This window comes from Limnoglobus sp. (assembly GCF_059499385.1).
Map to the genome: position 1 here is coordinate 35,620 of NZ_JCABYM010000011.1, position 15,376 is coordinate 50,995.

Annotated in this window: 11 protein-coding genes; all 11 read left to right on the forward strand. The window is 70.0% G+C overall.

Features of this window, described 5'->3' with window-relative positions:
• The first annotated feature begins 6 nt into the window (after positions 1 to 6).
• Complete coding sequence (locus tag AC5JJ2_RS01655; RefSeq protein WP_495856226.1) at positions 7 to 906, forward strand: ABC transporter permease; 900 nt, start codon at positions 7 to 9, stop codon at positions 904 to 906.
• A 22-nt stretch (positions 907 to 928) separates the two neighbouring features.
• The gene (locus tag AC5JJ2_RS01660; RefSeq protein WP_495856227.1) at positions 929 to 2,200 is read left to right on the forward strand and encodes an O-antigen ligase family protein; all 1,272 of its coding nucleotides are present in this window, start codon (positions 929 to 931) and stop codon (positions 2,198 to 2,200) included.
• Complete coding sequence (locus AC5JJ2_RS01665) at positions 2,197 to 3,462, forward strand: ABC transporter ATP-binding protein (RefSeq protein WP_495856228.1); 1,266 nt, start codon at positions 2,197 to 2,199, stop codon at positions 3,460 to 3,462. Before AC5JJ2_RS01660 ends, AC5JJ2_RS01665 begins: the two co-directional genes overlap by 4 nt.
• A 308-nt stretch (positions 3,463 to 3,770) precedes the next feature.
• Positions 3,771 to 4,274 carry a class I SAM-dependent methyltransferase gene (locus tag AC5JJ2_RS01670; RefSeq protein ID WP_495856229.1) on the forward strand — a complete coding sequence of 168 codons (504 nt, stop codon included), beginning with the start codon at positions 3,771 to 3,773 and terminating at the stop codon, positions 4,272 to 4,274.
• 18 nt (positions 4,275 to 4,292) lie between these two features.
• Positions 4,293 to 5,540, forward strand: a complete 1,248-nt coding sequence (locus AC5JJ2_RS01675) for a glycosyltransferase family 4 protein (RefSeq protein ID WP_495856230.1) — start codon at positions 4,293 to 4,295, stop codon at positions 5,538 to 5,540.
• Positions 5,537 to 6,706 (forward strand): non-hydrolyzing UDP-N-acetylglucosamine 2-epimerase, encoded by a 1,170-nt coding sequence (gene wecB / locus AC5JJ2_RS01680; protein ID WP_495856231.1) that lies wholly within the window; start codon positions 5,537 to 5,539, stop codon positions 6,704 to 6,706. Before AC5JJ2_RS01675 ends, wecB begins: the two co-directional genes overlap by 4 nt.
• Positions 6,703 to 7,863, forward strand: coding sequence for a glycosyltransferase family 4 protein (locus AC5JJ2_RS01685; RefSeq protein WP_495856232.1), 1,161 nt, complete (start codon positions 6,703 to 6,705; stop codon positions 7,861 to 7,863). Before wecB ends, AC5JJ2_RS01685 begins: the two co-directional genes overlap by 4 nt.
• 9 nt (positions 7,864 to 7,872) lie before the next feature.
• Positions 7,873 to 10,224 carry an NAD-dependent epimerase/dehydratase family protein gene (locus AC5JJ2_RS01690; protein ID WP_495856233.1) on the forward strand — a complete coding sequence of 784 codons (2,352 nt, stop codon included), beginning with the start codon at positions 7,873 to 7,875 and terminating at the stop codon, positions 10,222 to 10,224.
• Positions 10,221 to 11,375 (forward strand): glycosyltransferase family 4 protein, encoded by a 1,155-nt coding sequence (locus tag AC5JJ2_RS01695; protein ID WP_495856234.1) that lies wholly within the window; start codon positions 10,221 to 10,223, stop codon positions 11,373 to 11,375. Before AC5JJ2_RS01690 ends, AC5JJ2_RS01695 begins: the two co-directional genes overlap by 4 nt.
• Positions 11,372 to 12,523, forward strand: a complete 1,152-nt coding sequence (locus tag AC5JJ2_RS01700; protein WP_495856235.1) for a glycosyltransferase family 4 protein — start codon at positions 11,372 to 11,374, stop codon at positions 12,521 to 12,523. The genes AC5JJ2_RS01695 and AC5JJ2_RS01700 overlap by 4 nt, the downstream gene beginning before the upstream one ends.
• A 46-nt stretch (positions 12,524 to 12,569) precedes the next feature.
• The gene (locus AC5JJ2_RS01705) at positions 12,570 to 15,176 is read left to right on the forward strand and encodes an RIFT barrel domain-containing protein (RefSeq protein WP_495856236.1); all 2,607 of its coding nucleotides are present in this window, start codon (positions 12,570 to 12,572) and stop codon (positions 15,174 to 15,176) included.
• The last annotated feature ends 200 nt before the right edge of the window (positions 15,177 to 15,376 follow it).

A 15,376-nucleotide genomic window follows, 5' to 3' on the forward strand; every position in this document is an offset into this window, starting at 1 on the left:
GCGTTCGTGAGTCCTGTTGACGCGATACCCGCGCCCGCCCGCGCCCCGGAGAACTCGGCCCCGGCGGCCGACCCGACCCCGCCGGAGCCGGTGGAAACGGTCATCGAGCCGCGGCCGGGCTGGCGGCTGCTCGACCTCCGGGAGCTGTGGCGGTACCGCGAACTGTTCCTGATCCTGGCGTGGCGGGACGTGGCCGTCCGGTACAAGCAGACGGCCCTGGGCGTGGCGTGGGTGGTGTTGCAGCCGCTGGCGATGATGGCCGCGTTCAGCCTGTTCCTGGCGAAGGTCGGCGGGATCGCGGACCGCGTCGAGCACTACCCGCTGTTCGTGCTCGCCGGGCTACTCGCGTGGGGGTTCTTCAGCGGGGCGCTCACGGCCGCGGCCGGCAGCGTCATCGGCAACCAGGGGTTGGTGACGAAGGTGTACTTCCCGCGGCTCATCATCCCGGTTAGCGCGGCCGCGGTCGGCCTCGTGGACCTCGGCGTCGGGTGCGGGCTGCTGGCCCTGGCGATGCTGTACTTCGGCGTGCTGCCGGGGCTGGGCGTCTTACTGCTACCGGCCCTCGTGGCGTTGTTGGCGGTCGCCGCCCTCGGCGTCGGCATCTTGTTGGCAGCCCTGACGGTCGAATATCGGGACTTCCGGTACGTCGTGCCGTTCTGTATGCAGTTCTGGATGTTCGCGACGCCGATCATCTACATGCCGGCGGAAGCCCTCGGGCCGACCTCGCGGGCCGTCTTACCGCTGAACCCGGCCTACGGGCTGATCTTGAACTTCCGGAGTGCCGTGCTCGGCGGCCCGCTCGATTGGTACGCCCTGGGCATCTCCGGCGTCGTGGGGGCCGCGGTCTTTGCCGCCGGCGTGCTTTACTACCGTCGCGTCGAGCAGCATTTCGCCGACGCGATCTAACGGAACGATGTTCGGACGAGACATGGCCCTCGGCTTACTCTTTACGTACTTGATGGCTTACGGCGGAGCCGCCGTCGCGATCTTCTACCCGTTCGTGGGTCTCCTGATTTACATCAGTTTCGCGATCCTACGGCCCGGCGTGGGGCTGTGGTACTGGTCGGTGCCGCAAGGGAACTACAGTAAGGTCTTGGCCGTCAGCTTGCTCGTCGGGTGGGCCATCCGCGGGTGCGGGGATTGGCGGCTCGGGCGGGCCACGCCCGTCGTCGTCAGCCTCATCGGGTACTTGGCCTGGAACGTACTGTCCGCGACGCAAGCGGCCGTGCCGGCCGTGGCCTGGGATTGGGTCGAGGCCCAAGCGAAAGTCGTGATCCCGTGCGTCGTCGCGATTACCCTCATCGATTCCTACGAGCGGATTCGGCAACTCGCGTGGGTCATCCTGTTGAGCTACGGGTACGTGGCCTACGACCTGAACCTGAGTTACTTCTCCGGGTTTAACCGGCTCCACGAACTCGGCTTCGGCGGTGTGGACAACAACTGCAACGGGATCGCGTTCGTCACGATCATCGGCCTCGGCACCTTCCTCGCCTTAGGCGTCAACTGGTGGTGGGAAGCCGCCCTCGCCGGCGGGGCCGTCGCGTTGCTGGCCCACGCCGTCCTGTTCTCCTTCTCGCGGGGGGCGATGCTCGGCCTGATCCTCGTCGGCACGCTCTCGTTCGTCCTCGTCCCGAAGCGGCTGAAGCATTACGCCCTGTTCGCCGGTTGCCTGCTCGGGCTGGCGTTGACGACCGGCCCCGAGGTGGTCAAGCGGTTCGAGTCGGCGTTCGTCGGCGAGACGCAACGGGACTCGTCGGCCGAGAGCCGGCTCGACATGTGGGAGATCTGCATCCGCGAGGCGACGGCCAACCCGGTCCTGGGGTTGGGGCCGCACCACTTCCCGATCTACGCCCAGTCGTTCGGCCTGACCCCGTTCAAGGAGGCCCACACCACCTGGCTTCAGGTGGCCGCGGAGATCGGCGTCGTCGGGGCCGGGTTGCTACTGGCCTACTTCGTCATCCCGGTCGTCCTCCTCTGGCCCCTCACCCGCGCCGCCAACCCGGTCGGTGACCCGTTCGCGCGGGCGGTCGCCCGGATGGTGATCGCGGCCACCGTCGGGTTCGTATTCACCGCCCAGTTCGTCACCATCCCCGGCCTGGAAGCCCCGTACTTCGTCACCGTCTTGGGGGCCGGGGTTTTGAAGGTCGAGTCCGCCGGCCGCGCCGGCACCGGGTCCCAGACCGAGGTTCGCTTGCCATGAAGCCGGCCGTCCAGATCGAGGGCCTGTCCAAGCGGTACGTGCTCGGCACGCAGTCGCCCGGCGGGTACCGCACGCTCCGCGAGACGATCATGTCGAAGGCCGCCGCGTGGCGGTCCCCGCGGCCCGCGGCCGGGGCCGCCCCGAAGGAGTTCTGGGCGTTGAAGGACGTCTGCCTCGACATCCGGCCCGGCGAGGTCGTCGGGCTGATCGGCCGGAACGGGGCGGGCAAGAGTACGCTGCTGAAGGTTCTGTCGCGTATCACGGAGCCGACCAGCGGCCGGGCCGTCGTCCGCGGGCGGATGGGCAGCCTGTTAGAAGTCGGGACCGGGTTCCACCAGGAGCTGACCGGCCGGGAGAACATCTACCTCAACGGCTCGATCCTGGGGATGACGCGGCGAGAGATCAATCGGAAGTTCGACGAGATCGTCGCGTTCGCGGAAATCGACCAGTTCCTGGACACGCCGGTGAAGCGGTACTCGTCCGGCATGTACGTCCGGCTCGCGTTCGCGGTGGCGGCGCACCTCGACCTCGACACGCTACTGGTGGATGAGGTGTTGGCCGTCGGCGACGCCGAGTTCCAGAAGAAGTGCATGGCCAAGATGGGGAAGGTCGCCGAGGGCGGGCGGACGATCATTTTCGTGTCGCACAACCTGGGTCAGATCCACCGCCTGTGCAGCCGGGCGATCCACCTCCGCCGCGGCCAGGTCGTGGCGGACGGCCCGGTGGACGACGTGATCCCGGCCTACCTCCGGGACAACCAGTCCCAGGGCGGCCGCTGGGAGCGGCCGAAGAACGCGCCGCCGCCGGCGAAGCAAGTGGTCCTGACTCGCGCCGAGGTGATCGGGGCGAGCGGTGCCGTTACCGGAAGCGTACCGGCCGGCGAACCGTTCCGGATCGTCGTTGAGTATGACGTATTGCGGGCGACACCCAACTTCGATGTCTGGCTATTCCTGCGAAATCACGAAGGCTTGCCGGTGCTGTCAACTATGGACTGTGATTCCGCCGGATGGCCGGACAAAGTGCGGCCCGCGGGCCGGTATCGCTCGGTCTGCACGGTTCCCAGGAACTTGTTGTCACCCACAACATACGCCGTGTCTTTCCTGGCCCAAATCATCAACCAAGAGACGCTCGACGCCCAACACGATGCCCTGTCGTTTGACGTGACCGAGGCGGGATGTATCCGTACCAAGCGAAACGATCGCCGCGCCGGCGTCGTCTCGCCGATCTTTGATTGGAAGATCGAATCGATCGAACGCGGATAAGGGGCGGGGCTCCCAACAAGCGCGCCGGCCCTGACTGTTTGTCGAATGTATCCCGAAGTGCCCAGCTCTCGAAGACCTAACTCGTCCACCGACGTGGTCACCGTCTGAACATCAGCAACACGGAACCTGCCATGCGTGGCTTACTTTCGCAAGTCCAGTCGTTGTGGGCAAGACTACTCGGGCGGGGGCACGGCGGGTCGTTCCCAGGGTCGCCCGTGTACTGGGATCAGCGGTATCGAACGGGTGGCAACTCGGGCGAGGGGTCCTACGGACGGCTGGCTGAGTTCAAGGCCCAAGTACTGAATGGGTTGGTAGAGGAATTCGGGATCACCTCGCTTGTCGAGTTCGGGTGCGGAGACGGTCATCAACTGTCGCTCGGGAAGTACCCGCGGTACATCGGCCTGGACGTGTCGCCGGCCGCAGTCGTGGTGTCCAGCCAGCGGTTCCCGAACGACCCGACCAAGAGTTTCTTCCTGTTCGATCCGTTCTGCTTCGTGGACAACCACCACCTGTTCCAGTCGGACGTGGCACTGTCGATCGATGTGATTTACCACCTCGTCGAAGACGCCATCTTCGAGGCGTACATGGCGGCCCTGTTCGGGTCCGCCGGGCGGTACGTGATTGTTTACTCGACTGACCATGACGAGTACCCCACGGCTCACGTCCGCCACCGGCGGTTCACAGACTGGGTTGCTCGGAACCGCCCGGGGTGGAAGCTCGTCCGCCGCATCCCGAACGCCTACCCGCCGCCCCTCGCGGACGGCCAACCCACGTCGGCCGCCGACTTCTTCGTTTTCGCGGCCACCGCCTAACCCTCGTGAGGAACGCCCGTGTCCGGTCCGTCGTCCGTGCCGCTCCAGGTGGCCGTTTGTAGCAGCGACTACCTGCCGAGCATCGGCGGGGTGGCCGCTCACGTCCACGAACTCGCCCGCGGCCTGCAGAGGCTGGGGCACGTGGTTCGGGTCGTCGGGTTCACGCCGACCGGCTGGGGCGTGCAGGCCACCGAGCAGGACGGGGTGAAGGCGGTCAGGCTACCGCTTTCCGCAGGGCCGGGCGGCAAGGGCCGGTTCTGGCGGTTCCGCCGGTTCGCCAAAGACCTGCCGCGGCTGTGCGGGTTCGACACCGGCCCGTACGTCCTCCACGTCCACGACTGCGACTACGGGCACTACCTCGCCGAGTTCGCCGGTGGTCCTGTCACCCGGTTGTTCACCAACCACACGTCCGGGTTCCTCCAAGACATGGAAGAGGACGGTGTGCCGGAGGGTTGGGTCCGGCGGTTCGCCATGTACGACGGGGTGCTGGCCCCGAGCCAGGAACTGGCCGACGGCGTGATCCAATGCAAGGCCCCGGCGGATAAGGTCCGGTTCATTCCGAACGGGGTCGATGCCGACCGGTTCAAGCCCGACCCGGCCCTCCGCCAGCGGGTTCGGCAGGAACTGCGGATCCCGCAAAACGAGGTCGTCATCCTGTGCGCCCGGCGGTTCGTGGCGAAGAACGGCGTCATCGACTTCGCGCACGGGTTGCGGGAACTCGCCGCCGTCGCGGACCGGACGACCGTGCTGTTCGCCGGCAACCAGCCGCACACGACCGACACCTACGAGAAGGAGACCGCCGGCGCGATCAAGCGGTCCCCGCTCGGCCGGAAGGCCCGGTTCCTAGGGGCGGTGCCGAACGCCGAAATGCAGCGGCTGTACGCCGCCGCCGACCTCGGCGTCCTCCCGTCGCTCAAGGAGGCGACGAGCATCACCGGCCTGGAGTCGATGGCGTGCGGGCTGCCGCTGGTCGGGACGAACATCGGGGGGATTCCGGACTTGATCGCCCACGACGAAACCGGGCTCCTTGTCGAGTACGGGAACCCGCAGGCGTTCGGGGCGGCCGTCGCCCAGTTGGTCGCCGACCCCATTCGCCGGGAGCGGCTCGGCCGCCAAGCACGGCAGAAGGTTCTCGGGCAGTTCACCTGGGAGCGCGTGGCCGCCCGAACGACGGACTTCTACAGGGCCGCGCAACCCGTGCCGCCCGGCCACACCAACCCCCGACCGGCCCAGCCCCTGAACTCTAAGTTGGCAGGCGTTTCGTGAAGACCATTCTGTGCGTGATCGGCACCCGGCCCGAGGCCATCAAGATGGCCCCGGTCGTGCTGGAGGGCCGGCGGCGGGCGGGGTTGCGGGTCGTCCTGTGCTCCAGCGGGCAGCACCGCGACATGCTGCAACACGGCCTGGACCCGTTCGGATTGCGGCCCGACCTCGACCTCCAGGCCATGGCCGACGGGCAAGGGCTGGACGCCCTGACCGCCCGGCTGCTCACCCTGCTCAGCGGGTGCTTCCGGGAGTACCGGCCGGACGCCGTCCTCGTCCACGGGGACACGCAGACCTGCCTGGCCGCGGCGCAGGCCGCGTTCTGGCACCGCATCCCGGCCGGGCACGTCGAGGCCGGGCTGCGGAGCGGCGACCGGGACAACCCGTTCCCCGAGGAGATGAACCGCCGGCTCATCGACGTGCTGTGCGCGTGGCACTTCGCCCCGACCCCCGACTCGAAGGCCCACCTCCTCCGCGAGGGCGTCCCGGCCGCGAACGTCAAGGTCACCGGGAACACGGCCATCGACGCCGTCCTCCTCGCCGTCCGGAAGCTGTCCGACCGCGACCCCGGCTACGTCGGGTTCGACCCGGCCGTGCTCGCCGGCAAGCAGCTCGTGTTGGTGACGGGTCACCGCCGGGAGAATCACGGCGAGCACTTGGAGAGCCTCTGCCGGACGCTGCTGGGCATCGCCCGCGGCAACCCGGACGTGGCCGTCGTGTACCCGGTCCACCTGAACCCGAACGTGCAGCGGACGGTCAACGCCGTCCTCGGCAAGCAGGACCGCGTCTACCTGATCCCGCCGCAGTCCTACCTGCCGTTCATCGACCTGATGCACCGGAGCCGGGTCATCGTGACCGACTCCGGCGGCATTCAGGAAGAAGCCCCGTCACTCAACAAGACGGTTCTGGTCACCCGTCAGAACACGGAGCGGCCGGAGGTTCTGACGACCGGCCTCGTGCGGCTGGTGGGCAACGACGGGAACCACATCCGGGACGAGACGCTGGCCGCCCTCCGCGTCGAGCCGGCGGCCGTGGCCCCGCCGAACCCGTGTGGGGACGGCCGGGCCGCCGAACGAATCCTGGACTTTGTCGAGACCAAGTTGCTCGCCGCCGACCCCCGGAAACAGCTCGGGGAATTTGCTGCTGCAAATTCCGAGGACCGGGGATGAACGTCCTCTTCCTCACGGACAACCCGACGCTCGGCGGCACCATCCGCATCCTCCAGAGCTGGCTCCGGCTGGCCCCGAGTGAGGGCGTTCACCCGTGCGTCGTCACCCCGCCCGGTAGTAAGTTCCTCTCCTGGCTGGCCGCGTACGGCGTCCCCCACACCAGCAGCCCGATGACGTGGCCCAACCGCAAGTGGCCCGTCCCGGCCCTTTGGCAGGCGTGGCGGCTGGCACGGTGGGCACGGAAGCATCGGGTCGACGTGATCCACTGCAACGAGCACAACGTCTACCCGTTCGCCAGCCTCCTCCGCCGGTTCCTGCCCCGCCCGATGGTTTGCCACGTCCGGTACAAGGTCGAGCCGGGGTTCGCGACCTGGGCGTTCGGCGGCCGCAAGTGGCCGGACGCGCTGCTGTGGACCTCCGCCCAGCAGCGGGCCGACTGCGCCGACGCCATCCGCGGAGTCGTTCCCGAGGACCGGCAGGAGGTGTTGCCGCTCGGCCTCGACCTCGCGACGTTCGGGGTCAACGACACCCGAGCCGCGACCCGAACGGCGTGGGGGTTCGGTCCCGATGATCTGGTGATCGGCCAGGCGTGCGCCCTCCGGGCGCGGAAGCGAGTCGAGGAGTTCATCGACCTGGTCGCCGCCCTCGCCCGCGACAACCCCCGCGTCCGCGGGGTGCTGGCCGGCGACGCCATGCCCGGCGACGAGCCGTACCGTGAGAAGGTGCTCCAGCACATCGCGGCGTCCGGGTTGGGAAACCGGTTTCGGTGGCTCGGCAACCTGGACGACGTGGAGCCGTTCTACCACGGCATCGACCTGTTCGTGAGCACCAGCGAGTACGAGACGTTCGGGAACAGCGTGTGCGAGGCGATGGCCCTCGGCAAGCCGGTCGTCGGCTACCGCGGCGGGTCGGTCGCCGAAGTCGTCGGCGACACCGGGCGGATCGTCGAGAACGCGGACGTGCCGGCGCTGATCGCGGCCGCCCGCGAACTGATCGACCACCCTGCCCGGCTGGCGGCGCTGGGTGACACCGCCAAGCGGCGGGTGGCCGAGCGGTTCAACCCGGCCGTGAGCTTCCGCCGGTTGCGCGACTTGTACCGAACGCTCACCGCCCGGCCAGGCCCGGCCCCGCAAGTCCTCCTCGAATCGCATTCCTAAGGTTGGATCATGAGTTCATCGACCGCCGTGTTGGACCGCCCTTCCGCGACGACGCCCCGCGTCGCCCCCGCCCGCCCGCGGGACGGCCAGAAGGTCCGCATCGCCCTCGTCGGGGCCGGGGCCGCCACCCGCGAACTGCACATGCCGATCCTCGCCGGCCACCCCGGCGTCGAGATCGCCGCCGTGATCGACCGCGACCCGACCCGCGCCCGCGAGATCGCCGCCGCCTACGGCGTCCGCACCGTCCTCACGGACATGGCCGCCCTGACGCGGGACCTCGCCGACGCGGCGATCGTCTGCACCCCGCCGTTCCACCACGCCCCGGCCGCCATCGACCTCGCCGGCCGCGGGTTCCACGTCCTCGTCGAGAAGCCGATGGCGACCCGGCACGAGGACGCCGAGCGGATGGTCCGGGCGGCCGCCGACGCCGGGGTCGCGCTGTCCGTCAGCGTGTTCCGCCGGCTGTTCCCGGCCACCCGGCTGATGCGGGCACTGATCGACGCCGAGCTGTTGGGCGCGCCGCTGTCGTTCGACGCCGAGGACGGCGAGGTCTACAACTGGCCCACCGCCACCCTCGGGAACATGCGGAAGGACCTGGCCGGCGGCGGCGTGCTCATCGACTACGGGTCGCACACGTTCGACCGGCTGGTCGCCCTGTTCGACGGGCCGGGCGAGGTCCTCGACTACCGGGACAACGACCGCGGCGGGCAGGTCGAGTCCGACTGCGAGGTGCGGCTGCGGCTTCAGTACAAGGGCCGGCCGATCGACGGGCGGGTGGAACTGAGCCGCAGCCGGAACCTGCGGAACTCGTACCGCGTCCGGTGCGAGCGGGGCACGCTGGAACTCATGTCCGGCGAACGGACGAAGGTGCGGGTCATCCCGGACGGCGTCGCCGCCGTGGACCCGCAGACCGGCGAGCCGCGGGCGTTCGAGATGCACGCCGGGTGGGCCGGCGAGCCGGAACCGCATTCGTTCGAGGGGTTCCGCGTCCTACTCAACGACTGGCTGGACGCGATCCGGACCGGCGCGCCGCCGAAGCTCGACGGGGCGACCGTGCTGCCGTCGCTGAAGATCATCTCCGACTGCTACGCCCGGACCGCGAACCGGCTGCCGGAGCCGTGGGTCGAGGAGGGGCTGACGCCCGCGGCCGGCGTCCACACCGGGACCGGGAAGCCGAAGCGGGTGCTCATCACCGGCGCGACCGGGTTCATTGGCGGGCGGCTGGCCGAGGTCCTCGCCCTCCGCGACGGGTGGCAGGTGCGGGCGCTGGTCCACAACCCCGGTCGCGCGAGCCGCCTCTGCCGGCTGCCCGTCGAGATGGTGGTCGGCGAACTCAACGGCACGACGGACGCCGCGAAGTTCGTCGAGGGGTGCGACGCCGTCGTCCACTGCGCCATCGGCACGAGTTGGGGGAACCGAAAGGAAATCTTCGACGTGACGGTCGGCGGGACGAAGCGGCTGGCCGACGCCGCGCTCGCGGCCGGGGTCGGGCGGTTCGTCCACGTCAGCACGTTCGCCGTCCACGACCTGTCCCGGCCGGGCGTGATCGACGACACCACCCCGCCGGCCCCGCCGCCGGGTAACGACTACGCCGAGAGCAAGGCCGAGGCCGACCGGGAAATCCAGTCGGCCATCGGCCGCGGGCTGTGCGCCACCACCCTGCGGCTGGCGAACGTGTACGGCCCGAACTCGACCATCTTCACCACCCGTCCGCTCACCCACTTGATGGACGGGTCGCTAGTCCTGGCCGGCCCGGCCGCGAGCATCCCGTGCAGCACCGTGTACGTGGACACGGTCGTCGAGGCGATGGTCCGGGCGCTGGCCGCCCCGGCCGACCGGGTGAAGGGGGAGCTGTTCACGATCAGCGAGGGGGACGACCTGACCTGGGCGGACTTCTACGGGTTCTTCGCCAACGCCGCCGGCCGGCCGCTGCGGTTCGTCTCGGACGAGGAGTTCGCCCGGCTCAACCCGCCGGCCCGCCGCAACCCGTTCGGGTGGGCGCTGACGCCGTTCCGGGAGTTCGGCCGGGTCGTGACTTCTCCGGAGATGTGGGGACTGACCAAGCGGGTGCTGAAGGCGGAACCGATTTACTCCGCCGGGAAGGCGACGCTGGAGGCCGTGCCGCCGCTGAAGCGGGTGGTCACGAAGGCGTTGGGCATCGACACCCCGTTCGTGTACCAGCCGGAGCCGGTAGCCGCGGCCGAGGACTTCCTGTTCGACCTCACGCGGGTCGAGGTCCGGCGGACGAAGGCCGAGCAGGTCCTCGGCCTCCGGTCGCCGGTGTCGCGGGACCGGGCGCTGGCCCTGACGCTGGCGTGGGCGCGGGCCGCCCGCGTCCTCCCGACCGGGGCGCAGGCATGACCCCGACGGATCGCCCGCTGAAGGTCTGCTTCGCGACGTGGGCCCCGTTCGTCGGCGGGGCGGAAGTCGCCGCGGAACGGACGGCCCTCGGACTGACGGCCGCCGGCCAAGACGTGTTCATGCTCGTCGCCCAGGCCGGGCCGGTCCTCGACCGCTACCGCAAGGCCGGGCTGCGGTGCGTCGTCGCCCGGATGCGGTTCACCGGGAAGTGGGACTACCCGCTGTACTGGCTCGCCCGCCGGCGGCTGATCCGGATTCTGACGGACGAGAAGCCGGACCTGATCCACGGCAACGACCTGCCGACGCACGCCATGGTCGCGGACGCGGCCCGGCGGGTCGGGCTGCCGCGGGTCTGCCACCACCGGTTCCCGTTCCCCGGCACCGCCATCGACTGGATGAACAAGTTCGGGGCCGAGCGGCACGTGTTCGTGTCGCGGGCGCTCATGGACGAGATGTGCGCCGCGTCCCCGACCCTCGCCGCGTCCGCCCGCGGCGTCCTGTACGACGGCCTCCCGCTGTCGCCCGTCCCGACCGCGGCCGACCGGCTGACCGTCCGCCGCCAGCTCGGGTTGCCGGCGGACAAAGTCATCGTCCTCTTCGCCGGGCAGATCATCGAGCGGAAGGGCGTCGCCGACCTGATCCGGGCGTGGGGCCTGTTGCCGGCCGCCGCCCGCGCGGCGGCGGAGTTGGTGATCGTCGGCGACGACCTCGCCGGGAACGGGGCGTACCGGGCGGAAATGGAAAAACTGGCCGCGGCCGAGAGCTGCCCGGCGAAGTTCGTCGGGTTCCAGAAGAACGTGGCCGACTGGCTGACCGCGGCCGATGTCGCCGTCGTCCCGTCGCACGTCGAGCCGCTCGGCAACGCGACGCTGGAGGCGATGGCCCTCGGCCTGCCGGTCATCGGCGGGGACGTGGGCGGCATCCCGGAGATGGTCGCGGCCGAACGAACTGGCCTGCTCGTCCCGCCGAAGTCGCCGCCCCAACTGGCCGCGGCGCTCGCCCGGCTGATCGCGAACCCGGCGGAGCGGGCGGCGTTCGGCGCGGCCGGGGCGGCCCGCTGCCGGGACCTGTTCGCGCTCGAGCCGCACGCCCGGAACGTGATCGAAACCTACCGCCAACTCGTCCCCGGACGCCCCTCGACGCCCGCATGATCCTCCTCGTCACGGACATCTTCCCTCCCACCCGCGGCGGGAGCGGCCGCTGGTTCTGGGAGCTGTACCGGCGGCTCCCGGCGGGTTCGGTCCACGTCGCGGCCCACGACACGCCGGACGCGGCCGCGTTCGACCGCACCCACGAGTTACCTATCACCCGCGTGCCCCTGCGGTTCACGAACTGGGGCGTGGTCGGCCCCCGCGGCGTCAAGACTTACGTTCGGACGGCCCGCGCGGTGGGCCGAGTCGTCCGGGCCACCCGCCCCTCTGTCATGCATTGCGCCCGGTGCGTGCCGGAGGGGTTCGTCGCCCGGATGCTCCGGGCCGTCGGCGGGCCGCCGTATTGGCTGTACGTCCACGGGGAGGAACTCACGATCGCCCAGGCCAGCCGGCAGGTCCGGTGGATGGCCCGGCGGAGCTTCGCCGGGGCCGCCCACGTGATCGCGAACAGCCGCAACACGCGGGACATGCTGCTGGCCGACTGGCAGGTCCCCGCGGACCGCATCACCGTCCTCCACCCCGGCGTGGATGCGACCGCGTTCACCCCGGCCCCGCGGGACCGGGCCGTCCGCGACCGCCTCGGCTGGGGCGACCGGCCGGTCGTGCTGACGGTCGGGGCGCTGTCCGAGCGGAAGGGCCAGGACACGATGATCCGCGCCCTGCCGGCCGTCCGGCGGGCCTTCCCCGGCGTGCTGTACGCGGTGTGCGGGGAGGGGTGGGAGCTGGCCCGGCTCCAACGGCTAGCGGACGAGTTGAACGTCCGCGACGCGGTCCAGTTCCGCGGCCCGCCGGCGGACCGCGAACTCGTCGAGTGCTACCAGCAGTGCGACGTGTTCGCGCTAGCGAACCGCCGGGCCGGGTGCGACGTGGAAGGGTTCGGGATCGTCCTGTTGGAAGCCCAGGCGTGCGGAAAGCCGGTCATCGCCGGCCAGTCCGGCGGGACGGCTGAGACGATGACTACCGACACCGGCGTCGTGATCGACTGCACCACCCCGGACCGGCTGGCCGAGGTCGTGATCGCGTGGCTGGGTGACCCCGCCGGCCGCGACCGGATGGGGCGGCGGGGCCGCGAGTGGGTCGTGAACAACTTCGACTGGTCGGCCCTCGTCCCGCAAGCGGCCAAGCTGTTCGGCCTTCCCGCGGGTTAATGTTCGATCGATTCGTCTGGACCGATTTGACCGGTTTTCAAACCGCATGACCATTACTTACCCGAGCAAGACGCCCGCAATTTACCACGAGGAGTCGGAGGCGCTGACCGTGGCCGTGCGGCTCCGGACGGCGGACCCGGCCGTCCGCCGCGGGGAACCGGTAACGTGGGGGTTGCCCTGGCCCCGCGGGGCGGTTCGATCCGTGGACCAATTCCGGTTCCTCGGCCCGGACGGCCAACCGGGACCGCTACAAGCAGCCGTGCTAGACCGGTGGTCGGACGGGAGCGTCCGGTGGTGCTTGTTCGACTTCCTCGCGACGACCGGGGACGGGGACGCCCGGATCGAGGTCCGGTCCGGCCGGGCCGTGGACTCGCCGCCGCTCGACGACCGCCCGTCTGCCGGACCCGTCGCCGCCGTGGCCGGCGGGTTACGGGTGGAAGTCGGCGGCACAACACTCGTGACGGCGCGGTCGGCCGCCGGTCCGGTGGCGGAAGTCCTCCTCCGCGGGGCGTTGGGCGACGGCCGCCCGTTCCACCCCCGCTTCGAGGCGAAGGCTCTTGAAAGCGGTCCCGTGCGCACCCGCATCGGGTTCACGTCGGCCGACCTGCCCGACGGGTTGACGGCCTTCGGACACATCGACTTCTTCCCATCCACGCCCGTGGTCCGGGTCCAGTTGACCCTGCGAAACACCCGCGCGGCCGGCCACCCCGGCGGCAACTGGGACCTGGGCGGGGCAGGCTCGACGGACCTCCGCGACCTCACCGTCGCGGCCCGGTTCCTGACGGCGTCCGGCCCGGCGGTCGTGAGCTGCTCCGCGGAGCGCGGGCAGCCGGCCCGCGCGTACCCGGCCGGCATCGAACTATACCAGGACTCCAGCGGCGGGGAGAACTGGAAGCACCACACACACCTGAACCGGGACCGGGTCGTGCCGCACCGGTTCCGCGGGTACCAAGTGACGGCCGACGGGACCACGGTGGCCGGCTTACGGGCCACGCCCGTGGTGACGGTCGCGCGGGGCGGCCGCACCCTGGGCGTGACCATGCCGTACTTCTGGGAGAACTTCCCGAAAGCGGTCGCGGCCGATTCCGACGGGTGGGCGTTGGGGTTGTTCCCCCGTCAATCCACCGCGCCGTACGAACTGCAAGGCGGGGAACAGAAGACGCACGTCTTTTACGTCGCGCTAGACCGGGACGAGGTGACCGACGACCCGCTCGCGTGGGCGCGAACCCCGACGCTCGCGCATGCCGACCCGGAATGGTACGCGGCCGCCGAGGCCGTCCCGTACCTGACGCCGGCCGCCGCGGACCAGAACACGGCCTACAAGCGACTCGTCGATCAGGCGATCGAGGGACCGGACACGTTCTTCGCCAAGCGAGAGGTCATCGACGAGTACGGGTGGCGGAACTTCGGGGACGTGTACGCCGACCACGAGGCCGTCCGCCACGACGGGCCGGAAGCCCTTGTCTCGCATTACAACAACCAGTTCGACGTGGTTCGCGGGTGCGCGGTGCAGTTCCTCCGGTCGTCCGACCCGCGGTGGTGGGACCTGCTCGTCCCGGCCGCGGACCACACCTGCGACGTGGACATCTACCACACCACCGGGGACAAGGCGGCGTACAACGGCGGGCTATTCTGGTGTACGGCCCACTACTCGGACGCGGACACCGGCACCCACCGGACCTACCCGCGGTCGCTCCGCCGGTCGAACGACCCCGGCCTGGACGGGGCCAGCGGCGGGCCGAGCGCGTCCCACGTCTACGCCCAGGGACTGATGCTCGCCCACTTCCTGACCGGCAATCCGCTCTACCGGGAGGCGGCGACCGGGCTGGCTTGGTTCGTCCACCGGCTCGATAAGCCGCAGGCCCGGTTCCGACTCCTGGCGAACATCCCCTCGGGGTTGTTAACGGAGTCCCGGGCCGGGTACCACGGCCCCGGCCGGGCGACCGCGAACGCGATCCTCGCGTTGGTCGTCGGCCACCGACTGACCGGCGATCGGCGGCTGCTCGACAAGGCCGAGGAGTTGATCCGGCGGGTGGCCCACCCGTGGCAGGACCTGGACGCCCTCGACCTGCTGAACGCCGAGCATCGGTGGTTCTACACCATGCACCTCCAGGCGGTCGGCGAGTACCTCGACCACAAGGCCGAGTTGGGCGAGACAGACCGGGGGTACGCCCACGCCCGGCAGACGCTGCTGCACTACGCGGCGTGGATGGCCGCGAACGAGCGGCTGGTGCTGGACCGCCCGGCCGCGGTCCAGTTCCCGACTGAGACCTGGGCCGCCCAAGACATGCGAAAGGTTGAAGTCTTTCAGTACGCGGTGAAGCACACGACCGGGCGGGACCGGGCGGCACTCCTCGAACGGGCGGAATGGTTCTTCGCCCACGTCGTGCGGACCCTCGGTGAGTTCCGAACCCGGTCCCTCTGCCGGCCCGTGGTATTGATGTTGAACTTCGGCTGGTCGCGGACGTGGTGGCAAGCCAACCCCGGCGAGGCCGCCCCGCCCCCGGCGGTGTCCGTCACTCGGGCCGAGGTTCCGGACGACTGGTCCCTGCCGACCTCCCAGAAGGCGATCGCCATCCGCCGGGCCAAGCGTCTGGCGGTCGTCACCGGCCTGGCGGCGGCCGCGGCGGTGGTCGGAATCATCACTCGTTGACCCTTACTCTTGCCGCAATTGCCCTCACCTTCCCGTCGAAGTTCAACATCCCGAACGAACGACACGTCGGCCACTCCCAGAATCGCCGGTTCATCACCAATCCTGTCAGGCAATCCCGCACACGCCGCCTCCCGCAACTCCCGACAGATCAAAAACACGCCTCCCGACTGGTGTGGCACGTCATCAACTTTAATTTAACA

What these genes read in the sequence shown, in the direction of transcription:
- AC5JJ2_RS01660 (WP_495856227.1), top strand. Translation starts at nt 929, where the DNA reads ATGGCCCTCGGCTTACTCTTTACGTACTTGATGGCTTACGGCGGAGCC.
- AC5JJ2_RS01665 (WP_495856228.1), top strand. Translation starts at nt 2,197, where the DNA reads ATGAAGCCGGCCGTCCAGATCGAGGGCCTGTCCAAGCGGTACGTGCTC.
- AC5JJ2_RS01685 (WP_495856232.1), top strand. Translation starts at nt 6,703, where the DNA reads ATGAACGTCCTCTTCCTCACGGACAACCCGACGCTCGGCGGCACCATC.
- AC5JJ2_RS01690 (WP_495856233.1), top strand. Translation starts at nt 7,873, where the DNA reads ATGAGTTCATCGACCGCCGTGTTGGACCGCCCTTCCGCGACGACGCCC.
- AC5JJ2_RS01695 (WP_495856234.1), top strand. Translation starts at nt 10,221, where the DNA reads ATGACCCCGACGGATCGCCCGCTGAAGGTCTGCTTCGCGACGTGGGCC.
- AC5JJ2_RS01700 (WP_495856235.1), top strand. Translation starts at nt 11,372, where the DNA reads ATGATCCTCCTCGTCACGGACATCTTCCCTCCCACCCGCGGCGGGAGC.
- AC5JJ2_RS01705 (WP_495856236.1), top strand. Translation starts at nt 12,570, where the DNA reads ATGACCATTACTTACCCGAGCAAGACGCCCGCAATTTACCACGAGGAG.